A 25,957-nucleotide genomic window follows, 5' to 3' on the forward strand; every position below is an offset into this window, starting at 1 on the left:
CGCGATCAGGGGCGGCTGATCGCGATCCGTTCCCAGATCGCGACGACGACCAGCGCGCCCGTCGCCGCCATGCCGACGACCAGTGGCGTGCAGGCATGCGAGACGATCGCCAGCAGCGCAAGCAGGCCGAGCCCGATGACGTGCGACAGCGGCGGCGCGCGCCGCGCGGCGATGATCTGCTTGAAGGCCATCGTTCCGCAGAGATAGAGCGCGGGCCCCCCGATCGCCGTCCACAGGAAGGCAGAGGAAACATGGCCGGCGGGGTGGGCGATCATCATCTCGTCGGCGACCGCGACGACGATGATCCCGCCGATCATCGGCATGTGCATATAGGTATAGGCGAGCCGCGCGATACGGCCGGGATCGTCGCTGGCGCTGATCCGCTCGGCGCCGCGATCGGCGCCGCTGTCGAAATAGATCCACCACATGGCGGCGCTGCCGATGAAGCTGGACACGAAGGCAACGAAGACCAGCGGATCGTGCGGCAGCTCGGCGACCGTGGCGCCGGTGACGACGATCGCCTCGCCCAGCGCGATGATCACGAAAAGCCCGCAGCGCTCGGCCATATGCGCGCCCGAGACCTGCCAGTCGGCGGTGCTCGATGCGCCGAGGAAGGGCACGCGGAATCCCATGGCCGGCCCGGCATATTCGATCGCGAGCGCGAGCACCCACAGCCCCAGCCGCGCATCGCCTTCGCTCAGGCCGCCCGCGATCCAGAAGGGCGCGGCGATCGCCAGCCAGGCCGAGATGCGCAGGAAGTTGCGGCATCCGCGCGGATCGTGCCCGGAAAAGGCGAAGGCGGTGAACAGGCTGCGCCCGACCTGCATCGCGACATAGACGCCGGCGAAGATCAGCCCGCGCTCGGCAAAGGCCTCCGGGATCGCGATGGCGAGCGCGAGCGAGGCGAGCATCAGCAGCAGGAGCATCAGGCGCACCGGCACGGCATCCGGATCGAGCCAGTTGGTCACCCAGCTGGTGAAGATCCACACCCACCAGGTCGCGCAGAAAAGCAGCAGCGTCTCGATCGCGCCATGCAGGCTGAGATGCGCGAGCAGCCGATGCGAAAGCTGGGTGATCGCGAAGACGAAGACGAGATCGAAGAAGAGTTCGAGATTGGTGACACGCGCATGGCCGCCATGGCCTGCAGGGCGCACCCAGCGCGAACGCCCCCCGCTCATGCGATCGGGCGCGCCTTCAGGAAATCGCGGATCGCGGCATTCACGGCGGCGGGCGCCTCCCAGGTGACGAAATGGCCGGCATCGACCTTCACCAGCGTAAGATCGTCGATCAGCTTGTCCAGTCCTTCGAGCTGCGAGGGGAGGAGGGCGATGTCCCTCAATCCCCAGACGACCAGCACGGGCATGGTCAGGTGTGGGAAGGGGGCGTCGAGGAAGGCGGGGCGCTCGACCGTCTCGTCGATCGCGGGGACGACAATCGTCGAGGCGCGGTACCAGTTGAGCATCGCGGTCAGCGCGCCCGGCGTGCCCCACTGGGCGATATAGGCGGCGCGTTCCTCGGGCTCGATCGATCCGGTGTCGGCGTGGCGCGAGAAGGTGGTGTCGAAGAATTGGTCGGGGCCCATCGCGCCGATCGCCGTCTCGATCCCCGGCGTGCGGAAGGCGCGGATATATTGGCTGGCGGCGCGCTGATCGGGGTCGTCGATCAGCGTCTTCTGGAAGATGAAGGGATGGGGAGCGTTGAGGATGATCAGCCGCGCCACGCGATCCTGCGCGGAGAGCGCGGCGCCCCAGGCGATCGCGCCGCCCCAGTCGTGCCCGACAAGGGTGAAGCGCCCGATGCCGAGCGCGTCGGCGAGCGCGAAGATGTCGCCGATCGTCTTGTCCGGCCGATAATCCTCGACCGCCTCGGGCTTGGACGAATCGGCATAGCCGCGCTGGTCGGGCGCGACGATGAAATGGTCGATCGACAGATCGGCAAGCTGGTGCCGCCAGGTACGCGACGATTCGGGAAAGCCGTGGAGGAAGATGATCGGATCGGCGTCGCGCGGGCCGCCCAGCGTCACGTCCAGCTCGACACCCGTCGGAAGCGCGATCCGCTCGCGTGAAAGCCCAACCATATCCTCTCCTCCCTTATCTTGTCTCGACCCCGTCATGCCCCCGCTTTCCGTTTACGGCAACTGCGCGTCAGGGATAGGAGACGGTCTTGGGGATTTCGGGGATGGGAATGAACTCCTTGTCGTCGCCCGGCACCTTGGGGAAGCGGTCGTTCTTCCAGTCGTCCTTCGCCTGGTTGATCCGGTCGCGGCTCGACGAGACGAAGTTCCACCAGACATGGCGCTGCCCCTCGAACGCCGCGCCGCCGCACAGCATCACGCGCCCGCCCGTTCCGGAGCGCAGCGTCGCCGCCGCGCCGGGGCGGATGACGTAGAGCGTCTGCGGCTCGAGCGGCATGCCGTCGATGCTCGCTTCGCCCAGCGCGACATAGACGGCGCGTTCGTCAGTCGTCGGGTCGATCGGGATCGTGCCGCCCGGGCCGAGGATGATGTCGGCATAAAGCGTCTCCGCGTGGCAGGTGGTCGCCGCCGTCCGGCCCCACAAAGTCCCCATGACGACGCGCGCCGACACGCCGTCATCCTCGACGAGCGGCAGGTCTTCCGCCGCGACATGCTCGAAGGTCGGGTCCATCTCCTCCTTCGCCTGCGGCAGCGCCAGCCAGGTCTGGATGCCCGACAGGCGCGGGCCGCCGGGGCGTTCCGTCGCCGGCGAGCGTTCCGAATGGACGATGCCGTGGCCGGCGGTCATCAGGTTGACCGCGCCGGGGTGGATCGTCGCGAAGGTGCCCAGCGAATCGCGGTGATCGATCGCGCCTTCGAACAGATAGGTGACGGTCGACAGGTTGATGTGCGGATGCGGTCGCACGTCGAGCCCGCTGTCGGGTGCCAGCGTCGCCGGTCCCATCTGGTCGAAGAAGATGAAGGGGCCGACCATCGTGCGCGGCTTCGACGGCAGGGTGCGCGCGACCTTGAAGCCGCCCAGATCATGCGTGGTGGGCGTGATCGTCTGGATGATGAGATCGTGGGTCACGGTCATGCTCCTTGGTGCCAGCCGGGCGCGACCGCATCGAGCATCGCCACGATGTCGGTCGGGAAAACGGGTTCGTCGGGGGCTTCGAGCGCGGCGCGCGTCCACCAGCGATGTCCGGACATCACGCGCAGCTCGAGCGGGGTCAATGCCGACTGGTCGAGGCTGCGATCGGGGACGCGGACGAGGAAATAGCGCTCGTCGGCGCTCACCGGCTCGCCCTCGACGGTGACGAAGCGGACATGGCGTCGCGCAACCTCCGGCCCGGGATCGAGGCGGAGGCCCGTTTCCTCATAGAGTTCGCGCCGCGCGGCGGCGGGATGATCCTCGCCAGGGTCGACCGCGCCGCCGGGTGTCGCCCAGAAGGCGCCCGCCCCCGTTTCGGGCACGAAGCGGAACAGCAGCACCGCACCTGTGGGATCGAGCAGCAGGATGCGCGCGGCGGGGCGCGGCCTCAGGCCGTCCATCTCGCTCATGCGGCTTCCGACGGCGCGCGGGCGACGATGACGAGCGCATGGACGCGATCGACGAGCAGATCGGCGAGCGCGCGGTTGACGAGGCGCTGGCGCTCGACCCGGCCCACGCCCTCGAAGGCGGCGCTGACCAGTTCGACGGTGAAGTGCGATTCGCCGCGCGGATCATGCCCGGCATGGCCATGATGCTTCGCGCTGTCGTCGATCACGGCGAGATGGACGGGGGAGAGGGCGGCCAACAGCCGCGCTTCGATTTCGGCCGCGACCGGCCCCTTCGTTTGTTCGGTCATGCTGCCTATATAGCCCGTTTATTCGTTCCGGGGAGCCGAGTTGGCGCGCGCGAAGATCAGACAGGACAGACCCAATGCGCGCTTCCACGGTCGTGTCGCGGACAGCGCGCACGCCTGCGCCGTTCCCGGCTGCCCCAATCCCGGCGAGTTCCGCGCGCCGCCCGAGGGCGGCACGGGATCGGGATTCGACGGGCCGGGCGGCTGGCGCTGGCTGTGTCTCGACCATGTTCGCGAATTCAACGCGGGCTATAATTATTTCGCGGGGATGAGCAGCGAGGAGATCGAGGCCGAGCAGCGCCCCTATGCGGGCTGGGAGCGCGAGACGCGCGCTTTCGCAGCCAACGGGTCACAGGGGCCGCGCTGGGCCGACTTCACCGATCCGCTCGACGCAATCGGCGCGCGCTTCGCCCGCCGCCGCGAAGAGATCACGCCGCGCGCCGACGGCCGGCCATTGTCGGGGGAGGATCGCAAGGCGCTGCAGACGCTGGGCCTGCCGATCGATGCCGACCGGCGGGCACTGCGCCAGCGCTACGCCGATCTGGTGCGCAAATATCACCCCGACCGCAATGGCGGCGACCGCAGCCAGGAGAAGATGCTGGGCGAGGTCATCGCCGCCTATACGCAGCTCAAGGGCGCGGCGGCCTTCGCCTGAAGCCTAATCGCGGTCGGGTGCGCCGAGCGGGAAATAGGATCGGTAGGGCCGGGCCTCGTCGATTGCGCGCGCGAAGGATGGCCGGGCGAGCAGGCGGGTGCGATAGGCGGAGAGCGTCGGGAAACGGTCGCCGAGCGGATGCGTCCAGTCGGCATAGAAAAGCGACGGCGCGGCGGCGCAGTCGGCGAGGCTGAACATCTCTCCCGCCGCCCACAGGCGCCCCTCCAGATAGTGATCGAGCCAGCGATAGGCGGTGTCGAGCCGGTCGCGCGCCTCGGCCACGCCATAGGGATCGCGGACGTCTGCGGGGCGGAGAGCGTCGCTGACCACGGCCTGCATCGGCGTCATCACATAATTGTCGAAGATGCGATCGAGCATCCGCACCTCGACCGCCAGTTGGGGATCGTCGGGAACGAAGGCGACGGGGCCGGGGTGGAAAAGGTCGAGATACTCGATGATCGCGGTCGATTCGCGGATCGGGCGATCGCCGTCGAGCAGCAGGGGAAACTTGCCGATCGGCCACAGCGCGGCGAAGGCTGCGCCATTGTCGGGATGCGCGGGGTCAAGCGACCGCCAGTCGAACGGCGTCGCATTCTCGTAAAGCGCGACGAGGACCTTCTGGCTGTAGGAGGAGAAGGGGTGCGCGAAGAGCTGGAGCGTCACGCGCTGACCGCCGCACCGTCCGCCGCTGCCTCGACAGCGGCGATGTCGATGCGCTTCATCGTCATCATCGCCTCCATCGCGCGCTTCGCCCGCCCCGGATCGGGATCGGAGAGGAGCGCCGTCATCCGGCGCGGGACGATCTGCCAGGACAGGCCGAAGCGATCCTTCACCCAGCCGCATTGCTCGGCCTCGGGAACCGCCGACAGCACCTCGGTCATCCTGTCGGCCTCGGCCTGATCGTCGCACATGATCTGGAAGGAAACCGCCTCGTTGAACTTGAAGTGCGGGCCGCCGTTCAGGCCGATGAAGTCCTGCCCTGCGATGCTGAACTCGACGACGAGGACGCTGCCTTCCGCGCCGCTCGGCGTGTCGGCGGGCGACCGGTTGATCCGGCCCATCTTCGCGCCGGGCAGGTGCGCGACATAATAGGCCGCAGCCTCCTCGGCGTTGCCGTCGAACCAGAGGCAGGTGACGATCTTTTGCTGCATGTCCCGTTCCCTCACGCCTTGCGCGGGCCGACGAGAGCGAAGCCGACGCCCTGCGGATCCTGCGCCTGGATGATCCAGATGCCGCCCGGCACCTCGACCGGTCCCATCAGCACCGTGCCGCCGCCCGTCGCGACGCGCGCGGTCGCTGCATCGATGTCTTCGACGTTCCAGTAGAAGAGCCAGGCGTGTCGCGGCGCCTCGATCGCGTTGAACATCGCGCCGATGCCCATGTTGCCGCCCGCGCTGAACAGCTGATAGACCTCGTCCGCGTGCATCGGCATCGCTTCGGCCCTCGTCCAGCCGAACAGGCCCGAATAGAAGGGCCAGCTCTTTTGCCAGTCGGTCGATTGCAGCTCGTTCCAGCCGGCATGGCCGGGATTGCCGAGCGCGAAGGCCTTGCTCTCGCCGCCAGTCAGTGGCTCGAACAGCGCGAAGGCGATGCCGTTGGGATCGGCGACGATCGCGAAGCGGCCGACGCCGGGAATGTCCTCGGGAGCCTTGAGGATCGCGCCGCCGGCTTTCTCGGCCGCTTCGGCGGCGGCATCGGCGCTCGCCACGCCGACATAGCCGATCCAGCCGGGCTGCGCGCCTGCTGCCGCCGCATCGGGGGGCATCGCCATCAGGCCCGCGACATCGTCGCCACCTGCCTTCGCCAGCACATAGCGCATGCCGGGCATACCCGAATCGACGAGGGTCCAGCCGATCACCTTGCCGTAGAAAGCCTCGGCGGCGGCGAGATCGGAGGTCATGAGTTCGTACCAGACGAAGCCTGCAGTGCTCGTCATATCGCTCTCCTTGCTGCGGTCGCCGGTCAGGCGGCGGTGTCGACGATCGTCGCGAAGCCGCCGTAGATCATGCGCTGGCCGTTGAAGGGCATCTCGCCGTCGGGCTTCATCCGCTCGTCGGTCATCACCTTGGCCATGCCGGCGTCGCGCACCGCCTTCGACGGCCAGCTGATCCACGAGAAGACCACGGCCTCCTCGGGCTCGGCCTTCACCGCGCCGCGGAAATCGGTGACCTTGCCGTCGGGGATATCGTCGCCCCAACATTCGACGACGCGCGTCGCGCCATATTCCATGAAGATCGGCGCGGCCTTTTCGGCCATTGCGCGATAGGCCTCCTTCTTGCCTTGCGGCACCGGGACCACGAATCCGTCGACATACTCCATCGCCACTCTCCCACTGACGAGCCGAATCAACGTTTGATCTGGATGCGGGATGCAGTTAGAAAAAACAACTATGAAGTTAGAAAAAGTGACTGATGGTGCGATGCCGGCGGCGAAGCGCTCCTTCGGCGACGCCTGCGGCACCGCGCTGGCGCTCGAGTTCGTCGGGGAAAGATGGGCGCTGCTGGTCATTCGCGAGCTGTTGCTGGGGGCACGTCGTTTCGGCGAGATCAGGGCGGGGTTGCCGGGGCTCAGCGCCAATGTGCTGACCCAGCGGCTGGTGGGGCTGGAAGAAGCGGGAATCCTCGTCCGCCGCCGTCTGTCGCCGCCCGCGAGCGCGCAGGTCTATGAACTGACCGACTGGGGCTATGAGGCCGAGCCGATCATCATGGAAATGGGGCGCTGGGCGCTGCGCTCGCCGCTTCACGATCCCAGCCTGCCTTTCTCGCGCGTCGCGCTGATGCTGTCGCTGCGCATGCTGCTGGTCGCCGATCGGATCGGCGATTTCGCGGGGACGATCGGTTTCCGGCTGGGCGACGAGCATTATTTCGCACGCGTCGCGGGCGGGGCGCTCGCGGTCGGGCGCGGCCTGCCCGAGGCTGTCGATGCGGTGATCGAAGGCGCGCCCAACGCCTTCCTGCCCGTGATCTATGGCGGCGCCCCGCTCGACGGCGGCGCGCTGGCCGTGACGGGCGATAGGGCGGCCGCCGAACGCTTCGTTCGGCTCTTCTCGCTGCCACCCAAGCGCGCGGCGGGTTGACGAACGGGTCAAGGCTTCTCACTGGAGGAATGACGGCGCGCCGCGCCGCTTTCGCGCGAACGGTGTTTTCAGATCATGACCGATATTCCCAATATCCAGCCCGACAGCCGCTCCGACATGGTGCTCGATGCGCCCGACAAGAGCGTATCGGTGCGCGAGCTGTTCGGCATCGATGTCGACATGACGGTGCCGGCGTTCAGCGAGGCGGACGAGCGGGTGCCCGATCTCGATCCCGCCTATGTCTTCGATCCGGATACCACGCTCGCGATCCTCGCGGGCTTCGCGCACAACCGCCGCGTCATGATCCAGGGCTATCACGGCACCGGCAAGTCGAGCCACATCGAGCAGGTGGCGGCGCGGCTCAACTGGCCCTGCATCCGCATCAACCTCGACGCGCATATCAGCCGCATCGACCTGATCGGGCGCGACGCGATCGTGCTCAAGGACGGTCAGCAGGTCACCGAATTCCGCGAAGGCCTGCTGCCCTGGGCGCTGCAGACGCCGACGGCGCTCGTCTTCGACGAATATGATGCCGGCCGCCCCGACGTGATGTTCGTGATCCAGCGCGTGCTGGAGACCGAAGGCAAGCTGACGCTGCTCGACCAGAATCGCGTGATCCGGCCGAGCCCGTGGTTCCGCCTGTTCGCGACCGCCAACACGATCGGCCTCGGCGACACGACGGGCCTCTATCATGGCACGCAGCAGATCAACCAGGGCCAGATGGACCGCTGGAACATCGTCGTCACGCTCAACTATCTGCCGGCCGCGACCGAAGCGCAGATCGTGCTCGCCAAGTCGGGCGAATATGATCAGCCGGGCGGCAAGGAGACGGTGGAGAATATGGTCAAGGTCGCCGACCTGACCCGTCAGGGCTTCATCGCCGGCGACATCTCGACCGTGATGAGCCCGCGCACCGTGATCACCTGGGCGCAGAATGCGCTGATCTTCAAGGATGTCGGCTTCGCCTTCCGCCTGTCCTTCCTCAACAAGTGCGATGAGGCGGAACGGCCGCTGGTAGCGGAATATTATCAGCGCGTGTTCGGCAAGGACCTGCCCGAAAGCGTGGCGAAGCGGGCGGGCTGAGGCGAGGGGCGCTGCGGCGGACCGATGGCCGAACAATCTCCTCTCGACCAGTTCAAGGCGGTGCTCGCGGGCGCCGCGCGGGCGATCGCGCGCGAGCCGGAGATAGAGCTGGCTTTCACCGCCGACGCCCCGGCCGCATCGGGCAAGCACATCAAGGTGCCGATGCCCGCGCGCAATCTGCCGGCCGATCAGGTCGCAGAGGCGCGGGGCTTTGCCGACAGCTTCGCGCTGCGCCTGCGCCACCATGATGCGGTGATGCATGCGCGCGGTGCACCCGGCGACGCGGTGGCGCGCGCGGTGTTCGACGCGGCCGAACAGGCGCGCATCGAGGCGATCGGCACGCGGTCGATGGCCGGTGTCGCCGGCAATCTCGAATCCGCGCTGCGACTGCGCACGCGATCGGACCCGATCACGCGTGCGCGGGGGCGTGAGGAAGTGCCTCTGTCGACCGCCGTGGGGCTGCTGGTCCGCGAGCGGCTGACCGGACGCGCGGCGCCCGAGAGCGCTGCCGCCGGGCTCGCCATGGTGCGCGACTGGATCGAGGAGAAGGCAGGCGCCGATCTCGATTCGCTCGCGCTCGCGCTCGACGACCAGCAGGCCTTTGCGGTGCTCGCCACGCGGCTGCTCGAGGATCTCGAGCTGGTCGATGGCGAAATGACCCCCGACGACGCCGACAGCGAAGGAGAGGACGGCGAGGGCGAGGACGACAGCGAGACCGACGACGCCGACGACGGCGACGATTCGTCGGGCAGCGCCGCCGGCGAGGTCGAGGCGCGCGCTGAATCGGACGACAGCGCCGACGCCGACAGCGAGGGCGAGCAGCCCGGCGACGAGATGGCCGATGATGGCGGCGAGCAGGGCGACGACGGCGAGGAGGGCATGATGCCCGTCCGCCCCAATCGTCCGCCTGCCGATTATGGTCCGGGCTTCGATTATCACGCCTACACCACGCGCTTCGACGAAGTGGTGAGCGCGACCGACCTGTGCGACGATGACGAGCTCGGCCGGCTGCGCGCCTATCTCGACCAGCAGCTCGTCCATCTGCAGGGCGCGGTGACCAAGCTCGCCAATCGCCTCCAGCGCCGCCTGATGGCGCAGCAGAGCCGGAGCTGGGACTTCGATCAGGAGGAAGGCATTCTCGACGCTGCGCGGCTGGCGCGCATCATCGTCGATCCCGCCCATTCGCTGAGCTACAAGGTCGAGCGCGACACCGAGTTCCGCGACACGGTGGTGACGCTGCTGATCGACAATTCGGGATCGATGCGCGGGCGGCCCATCTCGATCGCCGCGATCAGCGCCGACATCCTCGCGCGCACGCTGGAGCGCTGCGGGGTGAAGACCGAGATTCTGGGCTTCACCACGCGGGCGTGGAAGGGCGGCCAGTCACGCGAGGAATGGCTGGCGGCGGGCCGTCCGCCCAACCCGGGGCGGCTCAACGATCTGCGCCATATCGTCTACAAGCAGGCCGACGAGCCATGGCGGCGCGCGCGCAAATCGCTCGGGCTGATGATGCGCGAAGGGCTGCTCAAGGAGAATATCGACGGCGAGGCGCTGCTGTGGGCGCATAACCGGCTGGTCGGGCGATCCGAGGAACGGCGCATCCTGATGGTGATCTCCGACGGTGCGCCCGTCGACGATTCGACGCTTTCGGTCAACTCGGGCACTTATCTGGAAAAGCATCTGCGCCAGGTGATCCACTGGATCGAGAACAAGTCGCCCGTCGAGCTGTGCGCGATCGGCATCGGGCACGATGTGACGCGCTATTATGCGCGGGCGGTGACGATCATGGACGCCGAGCAGCTCGGCGGCACGATGGTCGAACAGCTTGCCGGGCTGTTCGACCTGCCAGCATAAAAGATCAGGGCCGGAGCCTTTCGGCCCCGGCCCCCGCCTTCCCCGCTACGCCACCGGGGGAAGGCTGCCCTCGCTACGCAACCCGAGGGTATTCGGAAATTGGGGATCAGCAGCGGCTGTCGGACTTGTCGATCGCGCGGCCGGCCAGGGCGCCGACGCCTGCGCCGACGATGGTGCCGGCCGTGCGGTCGCCATAGCGGCCCACCGCGGCGTTGCCGATCAGGCCGCCGGCAATGGCGCCGATGATCGTGCCGCCGGTGCCGTCGTTGCGGCAGCGATAGCCCTGATAATAGCGGCGATCCTGGTAACGGTAGCCGTTGTCGTAGCCGCGATAGCCATTGTTATAATAGCCGCCATTGTAACCGCCATTGTAACCGCCGTTGTAATAGCCGCCATTGTAGCGGGGGGCCGCTTCGGCCGCGGCGGGGACGATCGCGCCGGCCGTCATCGCGAGGGCCGCGCCGATCATGCTCAGCTTGGTGATCATCTTGAAAACTCCTCCAGTCCTGCCGGCGGTTTCCCGCTGACAGGATTGCTTATGCCTTGAGTCGCTTGAGGCATCGCTGAACATGACTGTTAGCCATCGTTCAGCTTCGTCGCGCCGCTTCCCCTTGCGGCGCGCGCCGTTACAAGGCGGCGCGATGCCCCGTTTCCTCGCCTCGGCCCTGCTGCTCTTCGTGGGCACCGGCAATTATGCCGGGGAGGAGGCCCGCCCATTGCTCGGCCCGGGCGCGCCGATCCTGACGCGCCCCGTGCCGCTCGATCCGAGCGACCCGACGCGCAAAACGGCGGGTGTCCTGACCTTCCTCGGCGGATGGTCGCTGAGCAGCCCTGATCGCGCGTTCGGCAGCGTTTCCGCCATGACTGTGACGGCGGCGGCGAAGGGCAATCGCTTCACCATGCTCAGCGATTCGGGCGGGGTGATGATCTTCGATATGGACGGCGTGGGCCGGACGTCGAACATCCGCTTCATCGATCTGCCTGCCGGGCCTTATGGCGGCTTCAGCAAGGGCGCGCGCGATAGCGAGGCGATGGCGGTCGATCCGGCGAGCGGCAGGATCTGGGTCGCTTTCGAGAGTCGCAATCTCATCTGGCGTTATGCGCCGGGATTCGCGCGCGGTGAGCGGAAGGCCTGGCCGCCCGCGATCCGGGACTGGCCGAATGCGAGCGGGCCGGAGGCGATGGTGCGGCTCCGATCAGGGCATTTCGTGCTGATTGCCGAGGCGGCGCCTGGACCGCAGGGGGCCGATGATGCGCTGATCTATCCGGGCGATCCGACCACGCCGGGCATCAAGCCGCTACGCTTCGGCTACAGGCGGCCGGCGGGCTGGCGCGTCACCGATGTGGCCGAGCTGCCTGATGGGCGATTGCTCGTCCTCCACCGCCGCGTCCGCATGGCCGAGATGAAGGTGGCGTGGCTCGAAGGCGCGCCCAGGCTGGTGCGCGGCATCGATTCGCTGATTCGCGTGATCGACCTCAAGGGCGTGAAGGACGGCGGCGTGATCGACGGCGTCGACGTCGCGCATCTCGCCTGGCCGATGACTGCCGAGAATTTCGAGGCGATGGCGATCGGCGAGGAGAAGGGCCGCACGATCCTGTGGATCGCATCGGATCACAATTTCGCCTTCTACCAGCGCACGCTGCTGATGAAGTTCGCGCTGGGGGCGCTTCCCGCAGACATGACTCCGGCCCGCTCCACCGCCCGGATGACGCCCCCGAAGGAACGATGACCGGAAAGAGGAGCGGGCCGGCGCCACGCTCATGAAGCGAAAGGGGCCTTAGGCCGCCTGCTTCTTCGAGATTTCGCGCTTCAGGCGACGTGCCTTGAGGCTCAGCTTCTCGTCGTTGGTCTTGAGCAGCCAGTTGTCCAGGCCGCCGACATGCTCCACCGAACGCAGGCCGTGCGTCGAGACGCGCAGCTTCACGCCGCGCTCGAGCGAATCGGAGATCAGCGTGACATTCTGCAGGTTGGGCAGAAAGGTCCGCTTGGTCTTGTTGTTGGCGTGGGAGACATTGTGCCCCACCTGCCGGCCCTTGCCGGTCAGCTCGCAAATGCGCGACATGATTTTCGTCCTGAGTTTCGGTTGCCCGGAAAGTGGGGGCCACTAGCGGAGATGGCGATTCGCGTCAACCTTGAGGGGGATCATGAAGGAGCAAAGCCGGTGACCGAGCATGTCATCATCCTGTCGACCGCCCCGACCCGCACCGAGGCGGAAGCGATCGCCCGCGCGCTCGTGGAGGAAGGGCTGGCCGCCTGCGTCCAGATGCGCGCGATCGACAGCGTCTATCGCTGGGAAGGCAGCGTGGGGCAAGCCGCCGAAGTCGCTCTCCAGATCAAGACGCGCGCGGCGCGGGCGAACGAGGTCTCCGCGCGGATCGCCACGCTGCACAGCTATGACGTGCCTGAGATCGTCGTGATTCCCGTCGTCGGCGGAGCGCCAGCCTATCTTGGCTGGATCGACGAGGCGGTCGGCGGCTGATCGCGCTAGATGCCGCTGATCCCCGTCAGCTGCATCGCGGTGTCGCGCCACCAGGGCGTGTCCCACAGCAGGTTCATCGGGATGGCGAGCGCAAGGCATACCACCAGATAGATGATATAGGCGGGGTGGACGCGCTTCAGCCGGTAGAGGTCCCAGAGGAACATCGGGGCAAGCAGCACCAGCGGCCATATGTCCGCCGTCAGCGGGCTGTGCGGCAGCGTGCTCGGTAGCCAGCTGATGCGGTCGGTCGCGGCGGGCATCGCGGCGGCCGTGCCCATGATCATCAGTCGCTTGTGGAGGTCGGAATCGCTCCGCCGCACGGCGATCGCAAGGCCGATCAGGATCGCGAAGAGAATGCCCACCCGGATCTGGATCAGCATGATGTTGAGCATGATGCCGAAGATCGGCCGGATTTCGGCGGCGACCGGCGGCGGGCTGTTCCGGATCGCGTCCGCCAGCTGATAATGCATGGTCGGCACGAGCATGAAGCCGACGACGACCAGCGCGGGCGCAAGCACGAAGGACGTCATACCGAGCTGCTTGTGCAGCGCGGGCCGATCGGTCGCCATCAGGGTTGTCTGCGCCAGCAGCAGCAGCATCCACGCGCCCATCAACACGGCATGGGCGTGAAGCACCATCGGGAAGGAGGCTCTTTGCCCCGCCTCCACCGCAGCGACCTTCGCCACCGAATCGGGAATGAAGCCGACGAACACGGTGACCAGGAAAAGCCCGGCCATGAACACGTAGATCCAGCGATCGATGAACTGCGTCACGCCCCCCGGGGGCGACTTTCCAACGTCGATATCCGCAAGCGAAGCCATAGCACGTCCCCTCGCACTGGCAGCCGCAGGGTTTCTATCACGAAACGGGGACAGAAAAAATCGGTAGCGCAACGACAATGGGCGGAAAATGACTCTCGCCGTTATTTCTCTGTTATTTCAATGCGTGAGCTGCGCTCGCATCAATCGAGCATTGTCCTGAGCCGATAAAGCGCCTCGAGCGCCTCGCGCGGGGCGAGGGCATCGGGGTCGATTGCCGCCAGCGCTTCGCGCAGCGGATCGGCGGCGGGTTCGGGTTCTGCGGCCGCCGCGAAAAGCGGCAGATCGTCGAGCCCGGCCGCGATGCCGCCGGTCTTTTCGCGTCCCGCCTCGAGCTTCTTCAGCACATCGCGCGCGCGTCCGAGCACTGCGGGGGGCAGGCCAGCCAGCTTGGCGACGGCAAGGCCGTAGCTGCGATCGGCGGGCCCATCGGCGAGTTCGTGAAGCAGGACGAGGTCGCCTTTCCACTCGCGCGCGCGGACATGGTGGAGCGACAGCGCGTCGAGCCGGCCGGCCAGCCGCGTCAACTCATGATAATGGGTGGCGAACAGGCAGCGGCAGCGATTGGTCTCGTGAACCGCCTCGACCACCGCCCAGGCGATGGCAAGGCCGTCATAGGTGCTCGTGCCGCGCCCGACCTCGTCGAGGATCACGAAGCTGCGCTCGGTCGCCTGTGCGAGGATCGCGGCGGTCTCGACCATCTCGACCATGAAGGTCGATCGCCCGCGCGCGAGATTGTCCGAGGCGCCGACGCGGCTGAACAGGCGATCTACCAGCCCCAGCCGGGCGCCGGTCGCGGGCACGAAGCCGCCTGCCTGCGCGAGCACGGCGATGAGCGCATTCTGGCGCAGGAAGGTCGATTTGCCGCCCATATTGGGGCCGGTGACGAGCCACAGCCGCGACTGTTCGGTCAACCGGCAGTCATTGGCGACGAAGCGCTCGCCCGTCCGTGCGACCGCCGCCTCGACGACGGGATGGCGCCCGCCCTCGATCTCGATGCACGGCTGGTCGACGAGCAGCGGGCGGCACCAGCCGAGCGTGACGGCCAGTTCGGCCAGCGCGCTCGCCACGTCGAGCCGGGCCAGCGCATCGGCGGTGGCGGCGATGGCGTGGCGGCGCTCGACCGCCAGCGTCACCAGTTCCTCGAGATGCGCCTGCTCGGCGGCGAGCGCATGGGCGCCCGCCTGGCTGACGCGCTGCGCCTGTTCGTGCAGGTCGGGTGCGTTGAAGCGCACGACGCCGGCCAGCGTCTGTCGATGCGTGAAGCCCGATTCGGCGCGCATCAGCGGATCGGCGTTCCGCGCGGGGACTTCCACGTGATAACCCAGCACGCCATTGTGCCGGATCTTGAGCGAGGCGATCCCGGTCCGGTCGCGGTAGCGCGCCTCCAGCGCCGCGATCGCGCGGCGGCCGTCGCCGCCCTGCAGGCGCAGATCGTCAAGCGCGGCGTCATAGCCCTCGGCGATATAGCCGCCCTGCGAGGCATCGAGCGGCGGGCTGGGCACCAGTGCGCGCGACAGCCGGTCGACCAGCGCGCCATGTCCGTCGAAGGCCGGGAGCAGAGCCTTGAGCAGCGGCGGCATGGCGTCACTTTTCGCCAGCCGCTCGCGCATCAGCCGCGCTTCGCCCAGCCCGTCGCGAAGCTGCGCCAGATCGCGGGGGCCGCCGCGCCCCGCGACGAGGCGGCCGAGCGCGCGACCGATGTCAGGCAGGGCGCGGAGCGCGCCGCGCATGGCATCGCGCGCGCCACCGTCGCGGGCATAATGATCGACAAGATCGAGCCGGTCCTCGATCGCCGCGCGGTCCATCAGCGGCGCGCCGAGATCGGCGGCAAGAAGCCGCGCGCCCGCGCCGGTCACCGTGCGGTCGATGCAATCGAGCAGGCTGCCCGTGCGGCCGCCGGCCTGCGCCTGGGTGAGCTCAAGGCTTTCGCGTGTCGCGGCGTCGATCATCATATAGGCTGATCGGCCCTGCGCGACGGGACGCTGGAGGAAAGGCAGGCTGCCTTTGCCAGCATGATCGAGATAGGCGACGAGGCCGCCCGCCGCCGCCAGCTCGGCGCGGTTGAACTGGCCCAGCCCGTCGAGCGTCGCGACGCCGTAGAGCGCTTTCAGCCTTGCCTCGCCGCCTGCGCTGTCGAAGCTGCCGCGCGGGCGCCGCGCCGCGTCGGGTAGGTCGAAGCCTTCGGGCACGACGATCTCGGCCGCGCCGTAGCGCGCCAGCTCGGCATCGAGCGCGGCGCGCGGCACGCTGGCCAGCTCGAAGCGCCCGGTCGAGATGTCGGCGGCGGCGATCCCGATCTGCCCGCCCGCCTCGCCGACCGCGACCAGCCAGTTGGCGGCGCGCGAATCGAGCAGCGCTTCTTCGGTCAGCGTCCCCGCCGTCACGAAACGCACGATCGCGCGCGAGACGAGCGCCTTCGATCCGCGCGCCTTGGCCTCGGCCGGGCTTTCGGTCTGCTCGGCGATCGCGACGCGGTGGCCGCCGCGGATCAGCCGGGCAAGGTAGGATTCGGCGGCATGGACGGGCACGCCGCACATCGGGATCGGTTCGCCCAGATGCTCGCCGCGCGAGGTGAGCGCGATGTCCAGCGTCTGCGCGGCGGCGCGGGCGTCGTCGAAGAAAAGCTCGAAGAAATCGCCCATGCGGTAGAAGAGAAGGCAATCGCCCGCTTCCGCCTTCAGCGCCAGATATTGCGCCATCATCGGGGTCGGGGCAGCGTTTTTGGCCGGAGCGTGCATCGACCCTGACTAGCCGTCCGTCCACGCGCGGGAAACAGCGATACGCCCCCCGATGCGGCAGCCGTCATAAAAATTGGGGAAAAGCGCTTCCGCCGTTACGGCCCCGGCGGCTATGGCGGGGCAATGACAAGGAGAGCCGGTGGCATGAGCGAGGGATCGAACGTCCATTTTTCGGAGCGCGAGGCGCTGCTGTTCCATTCGGACGGTCGCCCGGGCAAGATCGAGATCGTCGCGACCAAGCCGATGGCGACCCAGCGCGACCTGAGCCTGGCCTATTCGCCGGGCGTCGCCGTGCCAGTCCGCGCGATCGCCGCCGATCCGGCCACGGCCTATGACTATACCGCCAAGGGCAATCTCGTCGCCGTCATCTCGAACGGTACCGCGATCCTCGGCCTCGGCAATCTCGGCGCGCTTGCCTCGAAGCCGGTGATGGAAGGCAAGGCGGTGCTGTTCAAGCGTTTCGCCGACGTCGATTCGATCGATATCGAGCTGAAGACAGAGGACGTCGATCGCTTCATCGACGCGGTCGAGCTGATGGAGCCGAGCTTCGGCGGCATCAACCTCGAGGACATCAAGGCGCCGGAATGCTTCATCATCGAGCAGACGCTGCGCGAGCGGATGAACATCCCCGTCTTCCATGACGACCAGCACGGCACCGCGATCATCTCCGCCGCCGGGCTGATCAACGCGCTCAAGATCACCGGGCGCGACATCAAGGATGTGCGCATGGTCGTGAACGGCGCGGGCGCGGCCTCGATCGCCTGCACCGAGCTGGTGAAGGCGATGGGCGTGCCGCACGACAATGTCCTGATGTGCGATTCGAAGGGCGTCATCTACCAGGGCCGCACCGAAGGCATGAACCAGTGGAAATCGGCGCATGCGGTCGAAACCGATGCGCGCACGCTGGAGGACGCGATGCGCGGGGCGGACGTGTTCTTCGGCCTGTCGGTCGCCGGGGCGCTGACGCCCGAGATGGTCGCGTCGATGGCCGACAAGCCGATCATCTTCGCCATGGCCAATCCCGATCCCGAGATCGCGCCGGGCGAGGTCCACAAGATTCGTCAGGACGCGATCGTCGCGACGGGGCGGTCGGACTATCCCAATCAGGTCAACAACGTCCTCGGCTTCCCCTTCATCTTCCGCGGTGCGCTCGACGTGCGCGCGACGACGATCAACGACGAGATGAAGATCGCGGCGGCGCAAGCATTGGCCGATCTCGCGCGCCAGCAGGTGCCCGAGGAAGTGGCGCTGGCCTATGGCGGCCGCGCGAGCAGCTTCGGCCCCGACTATATCATCCCGGCGCCCTTCGATCCCCGGCTGATCGAGATCGTGCCCGCCGCCGTCGCGCGCGCGGCGATGGATTCGGGCGTGGCCACCCACCCGATCCTCGACATGGTGGCCTATCGCCAGCAGCTGCGCGGACGGCTGACGCCGACCACCTCGACGCTGTCGCTCGCCTACGAAACCGCGCGCAGCCACCCCAAGCGCGTGATCTTCGCCGAAGGCGAGGAGGAAGTGGTGCTGCGCGCTGCGATCCAGTTCTGCGACGGCGGCTACGGCATTCCCGTGCTGATCGGCCGCGACGACGTGCACGATCGGCTCCGCGCGTTGGGGGTCGACGATCCCTCGCGCTTCGAGGTGCATAACAGCGTCCATTCGCCGCTCGTCCCCGCGATGGTCGACCGCCTCTATGCGCGGCTCCAGCGGCGCGGCTATCTGCGCCGCGAATGCCAGCGCATGGTCAATCGCGATCGCAACATCTTCGGCGCGCTGATGCTCGAAATGGGCGAGGCCGATGCGATGGTGACCGGCGTCACGCGCACCTACGCCCAGTCGATGCGCGAGATACGCCGGGTGCTCAATCCCGACGAGGGCAAGGCGCCTTTCGGCATCCATGTGCTCGTCGGGCGCGCGCATACCGTGTTCATGGCCGACACCACGGTCAACGAGCGGCCGACCGGCGAGGAGCTGGCCGACATTGCGGAGCGCACCGCGGCGGTCGCGCGGCGCATGGGGCAGGAGCCGCGCGTGGCGTTCCTCAGCTATTCGAGCTTCGGCAATCCGCCGGGCAAGTGGCTCGACAATATCCGCGATGCGGTGGAGCTGATGGACCAGCGGCGCGTGAGCTTCGAATATGAAGGCGAGATGGCGCCCGACGTCGCGCTCAATCCCGATGTGATGAAGAACTATCCGTTCAGCCGCCTGTCGGGGCCGGCCAATGTCCTCATCATGCCGGGGCTCCAGTCGGCCAACCTTTCGGCCAAGCTGCTGCGCGAGCTGGGCGGCGAATCGGTGATCGGCCCGATGCTGATCGGCATGGAGAAACCCGTGCAGATCGCGACCATGGGTTCGAACGCGTCGGACCTGATGACGCTGGCGGTACTCGCGGCTGCAGGGATCGCGCGGTAGGCAAATATCGCGCCGTTCGACCCGAACGACGGGATGCAGGATCAGCTCTCCTTGCCCGAGAGCTTGTCCTTGAGTGCAGCGAGCGCGCCGAACGGGCCCGCCTCGCCTTCGCTGAGCACGCCGGCGGCCTTCAGCGCCGCATCGGCATTGGGGCCGCGGGGAAAGGGATCGAGGGCGAGCGCCATCGTCTCCGCCGCCGCTTCGCCGAGGTCGATCGCGCCGCCCGTGTAGAATACGGTGTCGCAATCATCGGCCTCGAGCTCGATTTCCTCCTCGCCGCCGGCGGTCTCGCTCTCGGGGAGGAAGCGGATGGCGACGCGCTCCTCGACGTGCGCGACGATCGGTTCGTCGGTGACCACGCATGACTGGACGATGTCGGCCGTCACGCGGCCTTCGGCGAAGGGGAAGCCGTTCCGGCGCAGGACGCTGAACTGCGCAGCGAGCGAATCGATGGACTTCAGGCCGAATCGCCGGGCGAGCGCCGCGCGTTCATTGTCGTCGGCATCGATCGCGATCGTGCGCGCGCCGTCTCCGATCGTGTCGATCGCGACGGGCCGGGAAAATTCGGGCGTGGTCATGCCGCCTCCAGCGTGCCGGCGAGCAGCGCCGCATCGCTCGTCGCGGCGAGGCCGGCGGCCAAGGCGCGCAGCCGCGCCTCGACATGCGCCAGCGCGTCGGCACCCGGATCGGCGGCGCGATAGAGGTTGCGGACGAGCGCGGCCGGAAGGTCGCCGCCGGGCGCCATGCCCTCGCGCATCGCACCGATCCGCCCGCCCAGCGCGCCCAGCAGCTTGCCGACATGCTTGCCGACGACGACGTCGCCAATGCCGATCTCGCGCAGCTGGCCGTCCATGTCGTCGATGAACAATTCGGTGAGATGCACCGAGGGTGCGCGCAGCGCCTCGCTCGATTCCATGCGGACGAGCACGATCGACAGGATCGTCGCGAGCATGTCGAAGCGCCCGTCGATCGAGTCGGCAACGCGGCCTTCGACATACCAGTGCGGCGCGCGGCCGGCGCGCACGATGGCGCTGTAGAGGGGATTCAACGCCGCGCGGTCGTCGCCGCGGCGGAACAGTCGGTCGAGGATCGCCAAGCGTTCGGGCTCCAGATCAATGCCGCGCCCTTGTTCGGGCGCAATTCACCGCATATTGAGGCGTCGGGCGCGCGATGCAACGCCCTGCATGACGAGTATCGGGCGTGAAGTGGATTTGGAGAGCATGATGGTTTCGACGTCGCGGCGCACGCCGGTACTGGCCGCCCTTCTGCTGGCGGCGGCGGCGCTTGGCGGTTGCACCCAGGTGCGCGGTCATCAGGGCTATTATTTCGATCCCACGCTCGTCGCGACGATCGCGCCCGGCGTCGACAACAAGGAATCGGTGATGAAGACGCTCGGCCATCCGAGCTTCCAGGGCGAATTCACCGACAATGACTGGTATTATATCTCGCGCGAGACGCGCCAGCTCGCCTTCTCGACGCCCCGTCCGGTCGAACAGCAGATATTGCACGTCCGCTTCGACGGCACGGGCAATGTCGCCGCCGTGGACAATATGGGGATGCAGCTGGTCTCCAGGGTCCACCCCTATGGCAAGGTGACGCCGTCGCTGGGCCGCAAGCGCGGCTTCTTCGAGGATCTGTTCGGCAATATCGGCCAGGTCGGCACGATCCCCGGCGGCGGTGGCGCGGGCGACGGCCGCACGCCCTGAAGCCCCGGGGCCGGGATTGCCTGCGGCCCCCACGCCGTGCTAGCGCGACGATCCAACGGTCGGCAGTTCACCGAGGCGCCGCTGTCCCTTCGGGGACGCTAGACCTGCCAGCTCCATGGATGACACCCGGTTTTCCGGTGCCTCCTTCGCAAGACAGCGGCCAGCGATCGGTTTCGAGGCACAGCCGGATGACCCGATATGTCGCGACAGACCATTGCCCTCCTCATCGAGGATGTTTCCGCCTTTTCCCGCGCGCTCGCGCAGCAACTGCGCGCGGCTGACGAACCGCCCTCGCACCTCGGGCTCATGAACATGCTCGCGCGTGCGCGCGGGTTCCGCAACTTCCAGCATCTGCGCCGGACGCAGTCGGCCGAAGCCAGGTTGGAGGCGCCTGCCGCGCCGCCCGAGCCCGTCGACCATCGCCGGGTCGAGCGCGCGCTCAACCATTTCGACGCGAGCGGCAGAATGGTGCGCCTGCCCTCGCGGCGCGGGCTGCAGGCACTCTGCTGCTGGGCGCTATGGGCGCGGCTGCCGGCGGACGAAGCGCTGAACGAGCGCGCGATCAACGAGGCGCTCAATCGCTGGCATCTCTTCGGCGATCCGGCGCTGCTTCGGCGCGATCTCGTCGGTGCGGGGCTGCTCAGGCGCAATGTCGATGGTTCGGACTATCGCCGGATCGAGCGCAAGCCGCCCGCCGAGGCGCGCGTACTGATCCGCCACCTCGCGGCGCGCGGCTAGATATTCCCCGGCGTCCCGCGGGCACCCCCGCAGGACGTCAGAAGGGAACGTCGTCGTCGAGGTCGCTGTCGAACGGGCTGGCGCCGCGCGATCCGCCACCCTGGCCGCCGCCCTGATTGCCGCCTGCGCTTCCACGCGACTGGCCATAGCCGCCCGATGAGGACTGGCCGCCGGAAAAGCCGCCGCGATCGTCCTCCCAGCTACCCCCGCCGCCGCCACGGCCGCCCTCATCACGGCCGCCGAGCAGAACCAGTTCGCCACGGAAGCGCTGGAGCACGATCTCGGTCGAATAACGGTCCTGCCCGTTATTGTCCTGCCACTTGCGTGTCTGGAGCTGGCCTTCGAGATAGACCGAGGATCCCTTGCGCAGATATTGCTTGGCGATCTTGCCGAGATTCTCGTTGAAGATCACGACGCGGTGCCACTCGGTGCGTTCCTGGCGCTGGCCGTCGCGATCGTTCCACCGCTCCGACGTCGCGATCGAGAGATTGACGACCTCGCCGCCATTGTTGAGCGACCGCGCCTCGGGATCGTTGCCGAGATTGCCGACCAATATGACCTTGTTGACGCTGCCTGCCACGTCTTGCTCCTTCGCGAATTTATGATGTGGCTAGCGAGTCACGCGCGGCCGTTCAACCGGCGTGGGCACTTATCCCCAGTTACGGGTCAGAGCCCGGCCGCCGTCGCGGTCCAGAAGGTCAGCCCAGCCGCCGCATAGGCGATGACGAACAGATAGCCGACCATGAAGAGCGGCCATTTCCAGCCATTGGTCTCGCGCCGGGTGACCGCGATCGTCGAGATGCACTGCGGCGCGAAGACGAACCAGGCGAGGAAGGCCAGCGCGGTCGGCAGCGACCAGCGGCCCTGCAGCCGCTGCTCTAGCGAGACGGTCATCTTGTCTTCGTCCGACGAATCGATCGCGTAAACCGTCGCGATCGCCGAGACCGCGACCTCGCGCGCCGCCATGGCGGGGAGGAGCGCCAGCGCGATTTCGTGGTTGAAGCCGATCGGGCGCACCACCGTCTCGATCCCCGACGCGATGCGGCCGGCGAAGGAATAGTCGCTTTGCTTCACGCCTTCCGGCGCCTGCGGGAAGCTGGCGAGCAGCCAGAGCACGACCGTGGTCGCGGCGATGATCGTGCCCGCGCGCTTGAGGAAGATGATCGTGCGCTGCCACAGGCCAAGCACGACGTCGCCAAGGCGCGGCCACTGATATTTGGGCATTTCCATCATGAAGCCGCTGCCATGCCCCTTGGTCACGGTGCGGCGGAGCACCCAGGCGACGAGCAGTGCGCCGAAGATACCGGCGATGTAGAGGCAGAAGAGCACCAGCCCCTGCAGCCCGATCCCGCCCCACACCGCGCGATTGGGAATGAAGGCGGCGATGATCAGCGTGTAGACGGGCAGCCGCGCCGAACAGGTCATGAGCGGGGCGATGAGGATCGTCGTCAGCCGGTCCTTCGGATCCTCGATCGTGCGCGTCGCCATGATGCCCGGCACCGCGCAGGCAAAGGAGGACAGCAGCGGGATGAAGGCCCGGCCGGAAAGGCCGACGCGCGCCATCAGGCGGTCCATCAGGAAGGCGGCGCGGACCATATAGCCCGACGCTTCGAGCACGAGGATGAAGCCGAAGAGGATCAGGATCTGGGGCAGGAAGGCGACGACCGCACCCACGCCCGCGATCAGCCCCTCGACGATCAGCGATCGGAGGAAGCCATCGGGCATGGCCGCAGAGACCGTGTCGGACAGCCACTGCATGCCTTCCTCGATCCAGCCGATCGGCGCTTCGGACCAGGCGAACACCGCCTGGAACATGACGAACATCAGCGCCGCGAGGATGATGGGCCCGAACACGGGATGCAGCGCGATCGAATCGAGCCCGTGCGTCACCCGGCGCGCGGCGCCTTCGGAAACCGTCGCTGCGGCGGCGACCGCGCGGGCGCGGCGCTGGAGCGTGACGATATCCTCATGCTGCTCGCCCGCACCGGGGCGAATCAACGTCGCGCCATCGCCGACCATGTCGGCAACCTGCGCCTTCAGCTCGTCTATGCCCTTCTTGCGCACAGCGACCGTCTCGATCACCGGGACGCCCAGCGCCTGCGAGAGCTTGTGCGTGTCGATCTCCAACCCGTCGCGGCGGGCGAGATCGATCATGTTAAGCGCGACGACGGTGGGCAGGCCGAGCGCGATGAGCTGGAGCGCGAAGCGCAGATGGTTGTCGAGGTTGGAGGCGTCGACGACGATGACGAGCGCGGAAGGCAGGCGCTCGCCGGCCTGCGTGCCCATCACCACGTCGCGCGTCACGGCCTCGTCGGGACTGGAGGGTTCGAGGCTGTATGTGCCGGGCAGGTCGACCAGCTCGACCGGACGACCGTCTGGCAGCGCCATGCGCCCCGAATGGCGCTCGACCGTGACGCCGGGATAGTTGCCGACCTTCTGGCGCGCGCCGGTCAGCGCGTTGAACAATGCGCTCTTGCCGGCATTGGGATTGCCGACCAGCGCCACCATCGGCGACTGGTTCATGAGTCGATACTGACCGAGACGGCGGCCGCCACCACGCGGCGGATGGCGACGGTCATGCGCCCGACGCGGATGGCGATCGGATCGCGAGCGAAGCCGCCCCGGTGCAGCGCCTCGATGCTCACGCCTTCGTCGAAGCCCAGTTCGCGCAGGCGGCGGCCTTCATTGGCGGCAAGCGCGCTCCAGTCGATCGACAGGATGTGAGCTTCGCGACGCAGGGGAAGCTGATCGAGACGCAACGGCGCGGCGGTGGCACTCATGCTGCAAGCGATTATCAATAACAGCTTCGCGACGCCAGTGAATATGCAGACATGTTCGTCATTGCGAGACAGCGGAGCCGACGAAGCAATCCGGATCGGGATCGAAGGCAGAGGCCGGATTGCTTGGCTGTGCTCGCAATGACGGGGGCATCGCGTTGCCGATCGGGGTTACACCGCCGGATAGCGCAGCCGGCCGATGAAGCGCGACAGGCTGGGCATATGCTCGCGTCGCGCGAGCAGGCCGGCCTTGGCTTTCTCGAAATCCATGACGTTCTGGATGCGGCGTTCGAGGAAGGCGCGCGTGTCGGCGAAATCGGCGCTCTCGTCGTCGATGAAGACGAGGATCGTCGAGGCGTAGAGCGCCGACAGCGTCATGCGCTTGGTATAATGGTTGAAGTCTGCGGCGGTGTCGCCCGCCTGCCGCCACATCAGATCGGCGGTACGCCAGCCGAAGCGTGCTGCGGCGGCCATGTTCACCGGCATGGCGAGGATGGCGAGCGCGCGGCGCAGCGCCTCACGCTCGCCCGCGACGGCCTCCAGCCGGGTCGTGACGAGCGCGCGGATCCGATCGCGAATCTTCATCGTCGCGAGTGTCTCGGCCGGCAGCTTTTCCTGCATCACGCGGTCGACATGCCCGAACCAGGCATCGATCATGTCGATCGCGCCGCCGGGGAAGGCGAGGCGTGCGATGCCCTTGTCGATCCCGGCTTCGACCGCAGCATTGTCGATCGCCTCGGGCTTCCACCCGTCGAACGCGGCATGGATGGCGAGCCGGCCGCCAAGCCAGGCGCGGATCTCGTCGAGAGTCGGATCGTCGGGAAGCTTGTCCATGATGCTGATCCTAGAGATTGGCGTCCTCGAGGGGAAGCGCGGACGGCTTGCCGCGTCGCCGGACGAGGATGATCGCGACGCCGATCGCCGCCGCGCCGATCAGATCGGGCGTCGTCACCGTCTCGCCATAGGCGACGAAGCCGATCGTCGCGGCGACGATCGGTTGGGAAAGCAGCGCGAGGCCGACGATCAGCGGGCGGACATGCCCCATGGCGAAGACGAGCAGTCCCTGGCCGATGATCTGGCTGAACAGGGCGAGCAGCACCGGTGCGGTCCAGTCGGTCGGGATGATGCGCTCGCCAAAGGCCACGGCGAAGACGAGCAGCGGCACGATGCCGAAGATGGTCGAGAGCGCCAGCACGGGCCAGGGCATCAGCGTCGACCGCGCCCGATCGATCGCGATGAGGTAGAAAGTGTAGAGCAGTCCCGCGAGCAGGCAGAGCAGATCGCCGACCATATTCTGCGCGGACAGCTCGTAGGACCGCCCGAGCAACAGGATCGCGCCCGCCGCCGCAAGCGCCAGCGCCACGCCCTGCGACCGCGTCGGCCATGCGCGCGCAGCGATGAAGCCGTAGATCGGGAAGATCAGGCTGGTCGAATTGCCGAACAGGGTGGCGTTGGCGAGCTTGGTCTTGAGGATGCCGAGGTGCCAGCTGGCAAGGTCGGCCGCGAAGAATAGTCCGCCCAGCACCAGCGTCGCCCACAGCCAGGGCGTCATCCGCCCGATCGGCTGGCGCGTCACGCGCGTGAGGAGCAGCAGCACGGGTGCCGCGAGCGCGAGCCGCCAGAATGCCGAGGCGAGCGGGCCGATGCCGCCATGATCGGTCGCCATGCGCACGAAGAGCGGACCGAAGGCGAGTGCGACGTTGCCGAGCAGCAGCGCGACGAAGGCAAGCCGATCCACGCTTTGCGCAGGCGTGAATTTTCTTTCGCCGCCGGGTGAATTTGACTCGTGCATGCGGCCCTGTAGCGTCCTATGGGTCGG

29 protein-coding genes are annotated in these 25,957 nt (G+C 67.6%); 9 read left to right on the top strand and 20 right to left on the bottom strand.

Annotation, left to right across the window (positions count from 1 at the left end):
- Nucleotides 1-5 precede the first annotated feature (5 nt).
- The 5 genes from AC3WT0_RS10715 to AC3WT0_RS10735 all read right to left on the bottom strand — a co-directional run bounded on the left by AC3WT0_RS10715 (nt 6) and on the right by AC3WT0_RS10735 (nt 3,804).
- Nucleotides 6-1,178 (bottom strand): low temperature requirement protein A, encoded by a 1,173-nt coding sequence (locus tag AC3WT0_RS10715; protein ID WP_492753521.1) that lies wholly within the window; start codon nt 1,176-1,178, stop codon nt 6-8.
- Nucleotides 1,175-2,077, bottom strand: a complete 903-nt coding sequence (locus tag AC3WT0_RS10720) for an alpha/beta fold hydrolase (protein ID WP_492753522.1) — start codon at nt 2,075-2,077, stop codon at nt 1,175-1,177. Before AC3WT0_RS10720 ends, AC3WT0_RS10715 begins: the two co-directional genes overlap by 4 nt.
- Nucleotides 2,078-2,144: 67 nt before the next feature.
- Nucleotides 2,145-3,044, bottom strand: a complete 900-nt coding sequence (locus AC3WT0_RS10725) for a pirin family protein (protein WP_492753523.1) — start codon at nt 3,042-3,044, stop codon at nt 2,145-2,147.
- A 2-nt stretch (nt 3,045-3,046) separates the two neighbouring features.
- Nucleotides 3,047-3,508, bottom strand: a complete 462-nt coding sequence (locus AC3WT0_RS10730) for an NUDIX hydrolase (RefSeq protein ID WP_492753647.1) — start codon at nt 3,506-3,508, stop codon at nt 3,047-3,049.
- A gap of 5 nt (nt 3,509-3,513) precedes the next feature.
- Nucleotides 3,514-3,804, bottom strand: coding sequence for a BolA family protein (locus AC3WT0_RS10735; RefSeq protein ID WP_492753524.1), 291 nt, complete (start codon nt 3,802-3,804; stop codon nt 3,514-3,516).
- 40 nt (nt 3,805-3,844) lie between these two features.
- Between AC3WT0_RS10735 and AC3WT0_RS10740 the strand changes: the two genes are divergently transcribed.
- On the top strand, nt 3,845-4,456 hold the full coding sequence (locus AC3WT0_RS10740; protein WP_492753525.1) for a J domain-containing protein: 612 nt from the start codon (nt 3,845-3,847) through the stop codon (nt 4,454-4,456).
- Between the two features lie 3 nt (nt 4,457-4,459).
- On the opposite strand, the gene AC3WT0_RS10745 is transcribed toward AC3WT0_RS10740, so the two are convergent.
- The 4 genes from AC3WT0_RS10745 to AC3WT0_RS10760 are packed head-to-tail and all read right to left on the bottom strand — an operon-like array spanning nt 4,460 to nt 6,775.
- Nucleotides 4,460-5,119 (bottom strand): glutathione S-transferase family protein, encoded by a 660-nt coding sequence (locus AC3WT0_RS10745; protein WP_492753526.1) that lies wholly within the window; start codon nt 5,117-5,119, stop codon nt 4,460-4,462.
- The gene (locus AC3WT0_RS10750) at nt 5,116-5,607 is read right to left on the bottom strand and encodes a VOC family protein (protein ID WP_492753527.1); all 492 of its coding nucleotides are present in this window, start codon (nt 5,605-5,607) and stop codon (nt 5,116-5,118) included. The genes AC3WT0_RS10745 and AC3WT0_RS10750 overlap by 4 nt, the downstream gene beginning before the upstream one ends.
- 11 nt (nt 5,608-5,618) lie before the next feature.
- Complete coding sequence (locus AC3WT0_RS10755) at nt 5,619-6,392, bottom strand: VOC family protein (protein ID WP_492753528.1); 774 nt, start codon at nt 6,390-6,392, stop codon at nt 5,619-5,621.
- Between the two features lie 26 nt (nt 6,393-6,418).
- Entirely contained in the window at nt 6,419-6,775 is a 357-nt protein-coding gene (locus AC3WT0_RS10760) for a DUF1428 domain-containing protein (protein WP_492753530.1), read from the bottom strand.
- 85 nt (nt 6,776-6,860) lie between these two features.
- On the opposite strand from AC3WT0_RS10760, the gene AC3WT0_RS10765 reads away from it, so the two are divergent.
- The 3 genes from AC3WT0_RS10765 (at nt 6,861) to cobT (ending at nt 10,469) form a co-directional block, all read left to right on the top strand.
- The gene (locus AC3WT0_RS10765) at nt 6,861-7,532 is read left to right on the top strand and encodes a winged helix-turn-helix transcriptional regulator (RefSeq protein WP_492753531.1); all 672 of its coding nucleotides are present in this window, start codon (nt 6,861-6,863) and stop codon (nt 7,530-7,532) included.
- Nucleotides 7,533-7,607: 75 nt separating this feature from the next.
- Nucleotides 7,608-8,615 carry a cobaltochelatase subunit CobS gene (gene cobS / locus AC3WT0_RS10770; RefSeq protein WP_492753532.1) on the top strand — a complete coding sequence of 336 codons (1,008 nt, stop codon included), beginning with the start codon at nt 7,608-7,610 and terminating at the stop codon, nt 8,613-8,615.
- Nucleotides 8,616-8,639: 24 nt separating this feature from the next.
- A complete protein-coding gene (gene cobT / locus AC3WT0_RS10775) occupies nt 8,640-10,469 on the top strand; it encodes a cobaltochelatase subunit CobT (protein ID WP_492753534.1) in 1,830 nt (609 codons plus the stop codon).
- Between the two features lie 106 nt (nt 10,470-10,575).
- Here the strand turns inward: cobT and AC3WT0_RS10780 are convergent, their stop codons facing one another.
- On the bottom strand, nt 10,576-10,956 hold the full coding sequence (locus tag AC3WT0_RS10780) for a glycine zipper 2TM domain-containing protein (RefSeq protein WP_492753535.1): 381 nt from the start codon (nt 10,954-10,956) through the stop codon (nt 10,576-10,578).
- Nucleotides 10,957-11,110: 154 nt separating this feature from the next.
- Between AC3WT0_RS10780 and AC3WT0_RS10785 the strand changes: the two genes are divergently transcribed.
- Nucleotides 11,111-12,199, top strand: coding sequence for an esterase-like activity of phytase family protein (locus tag AC3WT0_RS10785; protein ID WP_492753536.1), 1,089 nt, complete (start codon nt 11,111-11,113; stop codon nt 12,197-12,199).
- A 48-nt stretch (nt 12,200-12,247) separates the two neighbouring features.
- Here the strand turns inward: AC3WT0_RS10785 and rpmB are convergent, their stop codons facing one another.
- The gene (gene rpmB, locus AC3WT0_RS10790) at nt 12,248-12,532 is read right to left on the bottom strand and encodes a 50S ribosomal protein L28 (protein ID WP_492753538.1); all 285 of its coding nucleotides are present in this window, start codon (nt 12,530-12,532) and stop codon (nt 12,248-12,250) included.
- 99 nt (nt 12,533-12,631) lie between these two features.
- On the opposite strand from rpmB, the gene cutA reads away from it, so the two are divergent.
- Nucleotides 12,632-12,949 (top strand): divalent-cation tolerance protein CutA, encoded by a 318-nt coding sequence (gene cutA / locus AC3WT0_RS10795; protein ID WP_492753539.1) that lies wholly within the window; start codon nt 12,632-12,634, stop codon nt 12,947-12,949.
- A gap of 5 nt (nt 12,950-12,954) precedes the next feature.
- Here cutA and AC3WT0_RS10800 read toward each other — a convergent pair whose 3' ends face one another.
- Both AC3WT0_RS10800 and mutS read right to left on the bottom strand, forming a co-directional pair.
- Nucleotides 12,955-13,770 (bottom strand): hypothetical protein, encoded by an 816-nt coding sequence (locus AC3WT0_RS10800; protein WP_492753540.1) that lies wholly within the window; start codon nt 13,768-13,770, stop codon nt 12,955-12,957.
- Nucleotides 13,771-13,910: 140 nt separating this feature from the next.
- Entirely contained in the window at nt 13,911-16,508 is a 2,598-nt protein-coding gene (mutS, locus tag AC3WT0_RS10805; RefSeq protein WP_492753541.1) for a DNA mismatch repair protein MutS, read from the bottom strand.
- A 144-nt stretch (nt 16,509-16,652) separates the two neighbouring features.
- Between mutS and AC3WT0_RS10810 the strand changes: the two genes are divergently transcribed.
- Entirely contained in the window at nt 16,653-18,917 is a 2,265-nt protein-coding gene (locus AC3WT0_RS10810) for an NADP-dependent malic enzyme (protein WP_492753542.1), read from the top strand.
- A 41-nt stretch (nt 18,918-18,958) separates the two neighbouring features.
- Here the strand turns inward: AC3WT0_RS10810 and AC3WT0_RS10815 are convergent, their stop codons facing one another.
- A complete protein-coding gene (locus tag AC3WT0_RS10815; RefSeq protein ID WP_492753543.1) occupies nt 18,959-19,495 on the bottom strand; it encodes a YceD family protein in 537 nt (178 codons plus the stop codon).
- Nucleotides 19,492-20,013, bottom strand: coding sequence for a ubiquinol-cytochrome C chaperone family protein (locus tag AC3WT0_RS10820; RefSeq protein ID WP_492753544.1), 522 nt, complete (start codon nt 20,011-20,013; stop codon nt 19,492-19,494). Before AC3WT0_RS10820 ends, AC3WT0_RS10815 begins: the two co-directional genes overlap by 4 nt.
- 127 nt (nt 20,014-20,140) lie before the next feature.
- On the opposite strand from AC3WT0_RS10820, the gene AC3WT0_RS10825 reads away from it, so the two are divergent.
- Both AC3WT0_RS10825 and AC3WT0_RS10830 read left to right on the top strand, forming a co-directional pair.
- A complete protein-coding gene (locus AC3WT0_RS10825; protein ID WP_492753546.1) occupies nt 20,141-20,623 on the top strand; it encodes an outer membrane protein assembly factor BamE in 483 nt (160 codons plus the stop codon).
- 198 nt (nt 20,624-20,821) lie between these two features.
- Nucleotides 20,822-21,361, top strand: coding sequence for a DUF2087 domain-containing protein (locus tag AC3WT0_RS10830; protein WP_492753547.1), 540 nt, complete (start codon nt 20,822-20,824; stop codon nt 21,359-21,361).
- 37 nt (nt 21,362-21,398) lie between these two features.
- Here the strand turns inward: AC3WT0_RS10830 and ssb are convergent, their stop codons facing one another.
- From ssb to AC3WT0_RS10855, 5 genes are all read right to left on the bottom strand, one after another.
- On the bottom strand, nt 21,399-21,941 hold the full coding sequence (ssb, locus tag AC3WT0_RS10835; protein ID WP_492753548.1) for a single-stranded DNA-binding protein: 543 nt from the start codon (nt 21,939-21,941) through the stop codon (nt 21,399-21,401).
- Nucleotides 21,942-22,027: 86 nt separating this feature from the next.
- Nucleotides 22,028-23,884: a ferrous iron transporter B gene (gene feoB, locus AC3WT0_RS10840; RefSeq protein WP_492753549.1), complete on the bottom strand. Its 1,857-nt coding sequence runs from the start codon at nt 23,882-23,884 to the stop codon at nt 22,028-22,030.
- Nucleotides 23,881-24,141: a FeoA family protein gene (locus AC3WT0_RS10845; protein WP_492753550.1), complete on the bottom strand. Its 261-nt coding sequence runs from the start codon at nt 24,139-24,141 to the stop codon at nt 23,881-23,883. Before AC3WT0_RS10845 ends, feoB begins: the two co-directional genes overlap by 4 nt.
- A 168-nt stretch (nt 24,142-24,309) precedes the next feature.
- Nucleotides 24,310-24,972, bottom strand: a complete 663-nt coding sequence (locus AC3WT0_RS10850) for a COQ9 family protein (RefSeq protein ID WP_492753551.1) — start codon at nt 24,970-24,972, stop codon at nt 24,310-24,312.
- 10 nt (nt 24,973-24,982) lie between these two features.
- A complete protein-coding gene (locus tag AC3WT0_RS10855) occupies nt 24,983-25,876 on the bottom strand; it encodes a DMT family transporter (protein ID WP_492753552.1) in 894 nt (297 codons plus the stop codon).
- Nucleotides 25,877-25,957 lie beyond the last annotated feature (81 nt).

The sequence above is a fragment of the Sphingomonas sp. EU05-FHT14C10 genome (assembly GCF_058790595.1).

Bases quoted from the DNA above. Each gene is read 5' to 3' on its own strand.
- AC3WT0_RS10715 (WP_492753521.1), bottom strand. From the start codon at position 1,178: ATGAGCGGGGGGCGTTCGCGCTGGGTGCGCCCTGCAGGCCATGGCGGC.
- AC3WT0_RS10720 (WP_492753522.1), bottom strand. From the start codon at position 2,077: ATGGTTGGGCTTTCACGCGAGCGGATCGCGCTTCCGACGGGTGTCGAG.
- AC3WT0_RS10730 (WP_492753647.1), bottom strand. From the start codon at position 3,508: ATGGACGGCCTGAGGCCGCGCCCCGCCGCGCGCATCCTGCTGCTCGAT.
- AC3WT0_RS10735 (WP_492753524.1), bottom strand. From the start codon at position 3,804: ATGACCGAACAAACGAAGGGGCCGGTCGCGGCCGAAATCGAAGCGCGG.
- AC3WT0_RS10750 (WP_492753527.1), bottom strand. From the start codon at position 5,607: ATGCAGCAAAAGATCGTCACCTGCCTCTGGTTCGACGGCAACGCCGAG.
- AC3WT0_RS10755 (WP_492753528.1), bottom strand. From the start codon at position 6,392: ATGACGAGCACTGCAGGCTTCGTCTGGTACGAACTCATGACCTCCGAT.
- AC3WT0_RS10760 (WP_492753530.1), bottom strand. From the start codon at position 6,775: ATGGAGTATGTCGACGGATTCGTGGTCCCGGTGCCGCAAGGCAAGAAG.
- cobS (WP_492753532.1), top strand. From the start codon at position 7,608: ATGACCGATATTCCCAATATCCAGCCCGACAGCCGCTCCGACATGGTG.
- cobT (WP_492753534.1), top strand. From the start codon at position 8,640: ATGGCCGAACAATCTCCTCTCGACCAGTTCAAGGCGGTGCTCGCGGGC.
- AC3WT0_RS10780 (WP_492753535.1), bottom strand. From the start codon at position 10,956: ATGATCACCAAGCTGAGCATGATCGGCGCGGCCCTCGCGATGACGGCC.
- AC3WT0_RS10785 (WP_492753536.1), top strand. From the start codon at position 11,111: ATGCCCCGTTTCCTCGCCTCGGCCCTGCTGCTCTTCGTGGGCACCGGC.
- rpmB (WP_492753538.1), bottom strand. From the start codon at position 12,532: ATGTCGCGCATTTGCGAGCTGACCGGCAAGGGCCGGCAGGTGGGGCAC.
- AC3WT0_RS10800 (WP_492753540.1), bottom strand. From the start codon at position 13,770: ATGGCTTCGCTTGCGGATATCGACGTTGGAAAGTCGCCCCCGGGGGGC.
- mutS (WP_492753541.1), bottom strand. From the start codon at position 16,508: ATGCACGCTCCGGCCAAAAACGCTGCCCCGACCCCGATGATGGCGCAA.
- AC3WT0_RS10810 (WP_492753542.1), top strand. From the start codon at position 16,653: ATGAGCGAGGGATCGAACGTCCATTTTTCGGAGCGCGAGGCGCTGCTG.
- AC3WT0_RS10815 (WP_492753543.1), bottom strand. From the start codon at position 19,495: ATGACCACGCCCGAATTTTCCCGGCCCGTCGCGATCGACACGATCGGA.
- AC3WT0_RS10825 (WP_492753546.1), top strand. From the start codon at position 20,141: ATGGTTTCGACGTCGCGGCGCACGCCGGTACTGGCCGCCCTTCTGCTG.
- AC3WT0_RS10830 (WP_492753547.1), top strand. From the start codon at position 20,822: ATGTCGCGACAGACCATTGCCCTCCTCATCGAGGATGTTTCCGCCTTT.
- feoB (WP_492753549.1), bottom strand. From the start codon at position 23,884: ATGAACCAGTCGCCGATGGTGGCGCTGGTCGGCAATCCCAATGCCGGC.
- AC3WT0_RS10845 (WP_492753550.1), bottom strand. From the start codon at position 24,141: ATGAGTGCCACCGCCGCGCCGTTGCGTCTCGATCAGCTTCCCCTGCGT.
- AC3WT0_RS10850 (WP_492753551.1), bottom strand. From the start codon at position 24,972: ATGGACAAGCTTCCCGACGATCCGACTCTCGACGAGATCCGCGCCTGG.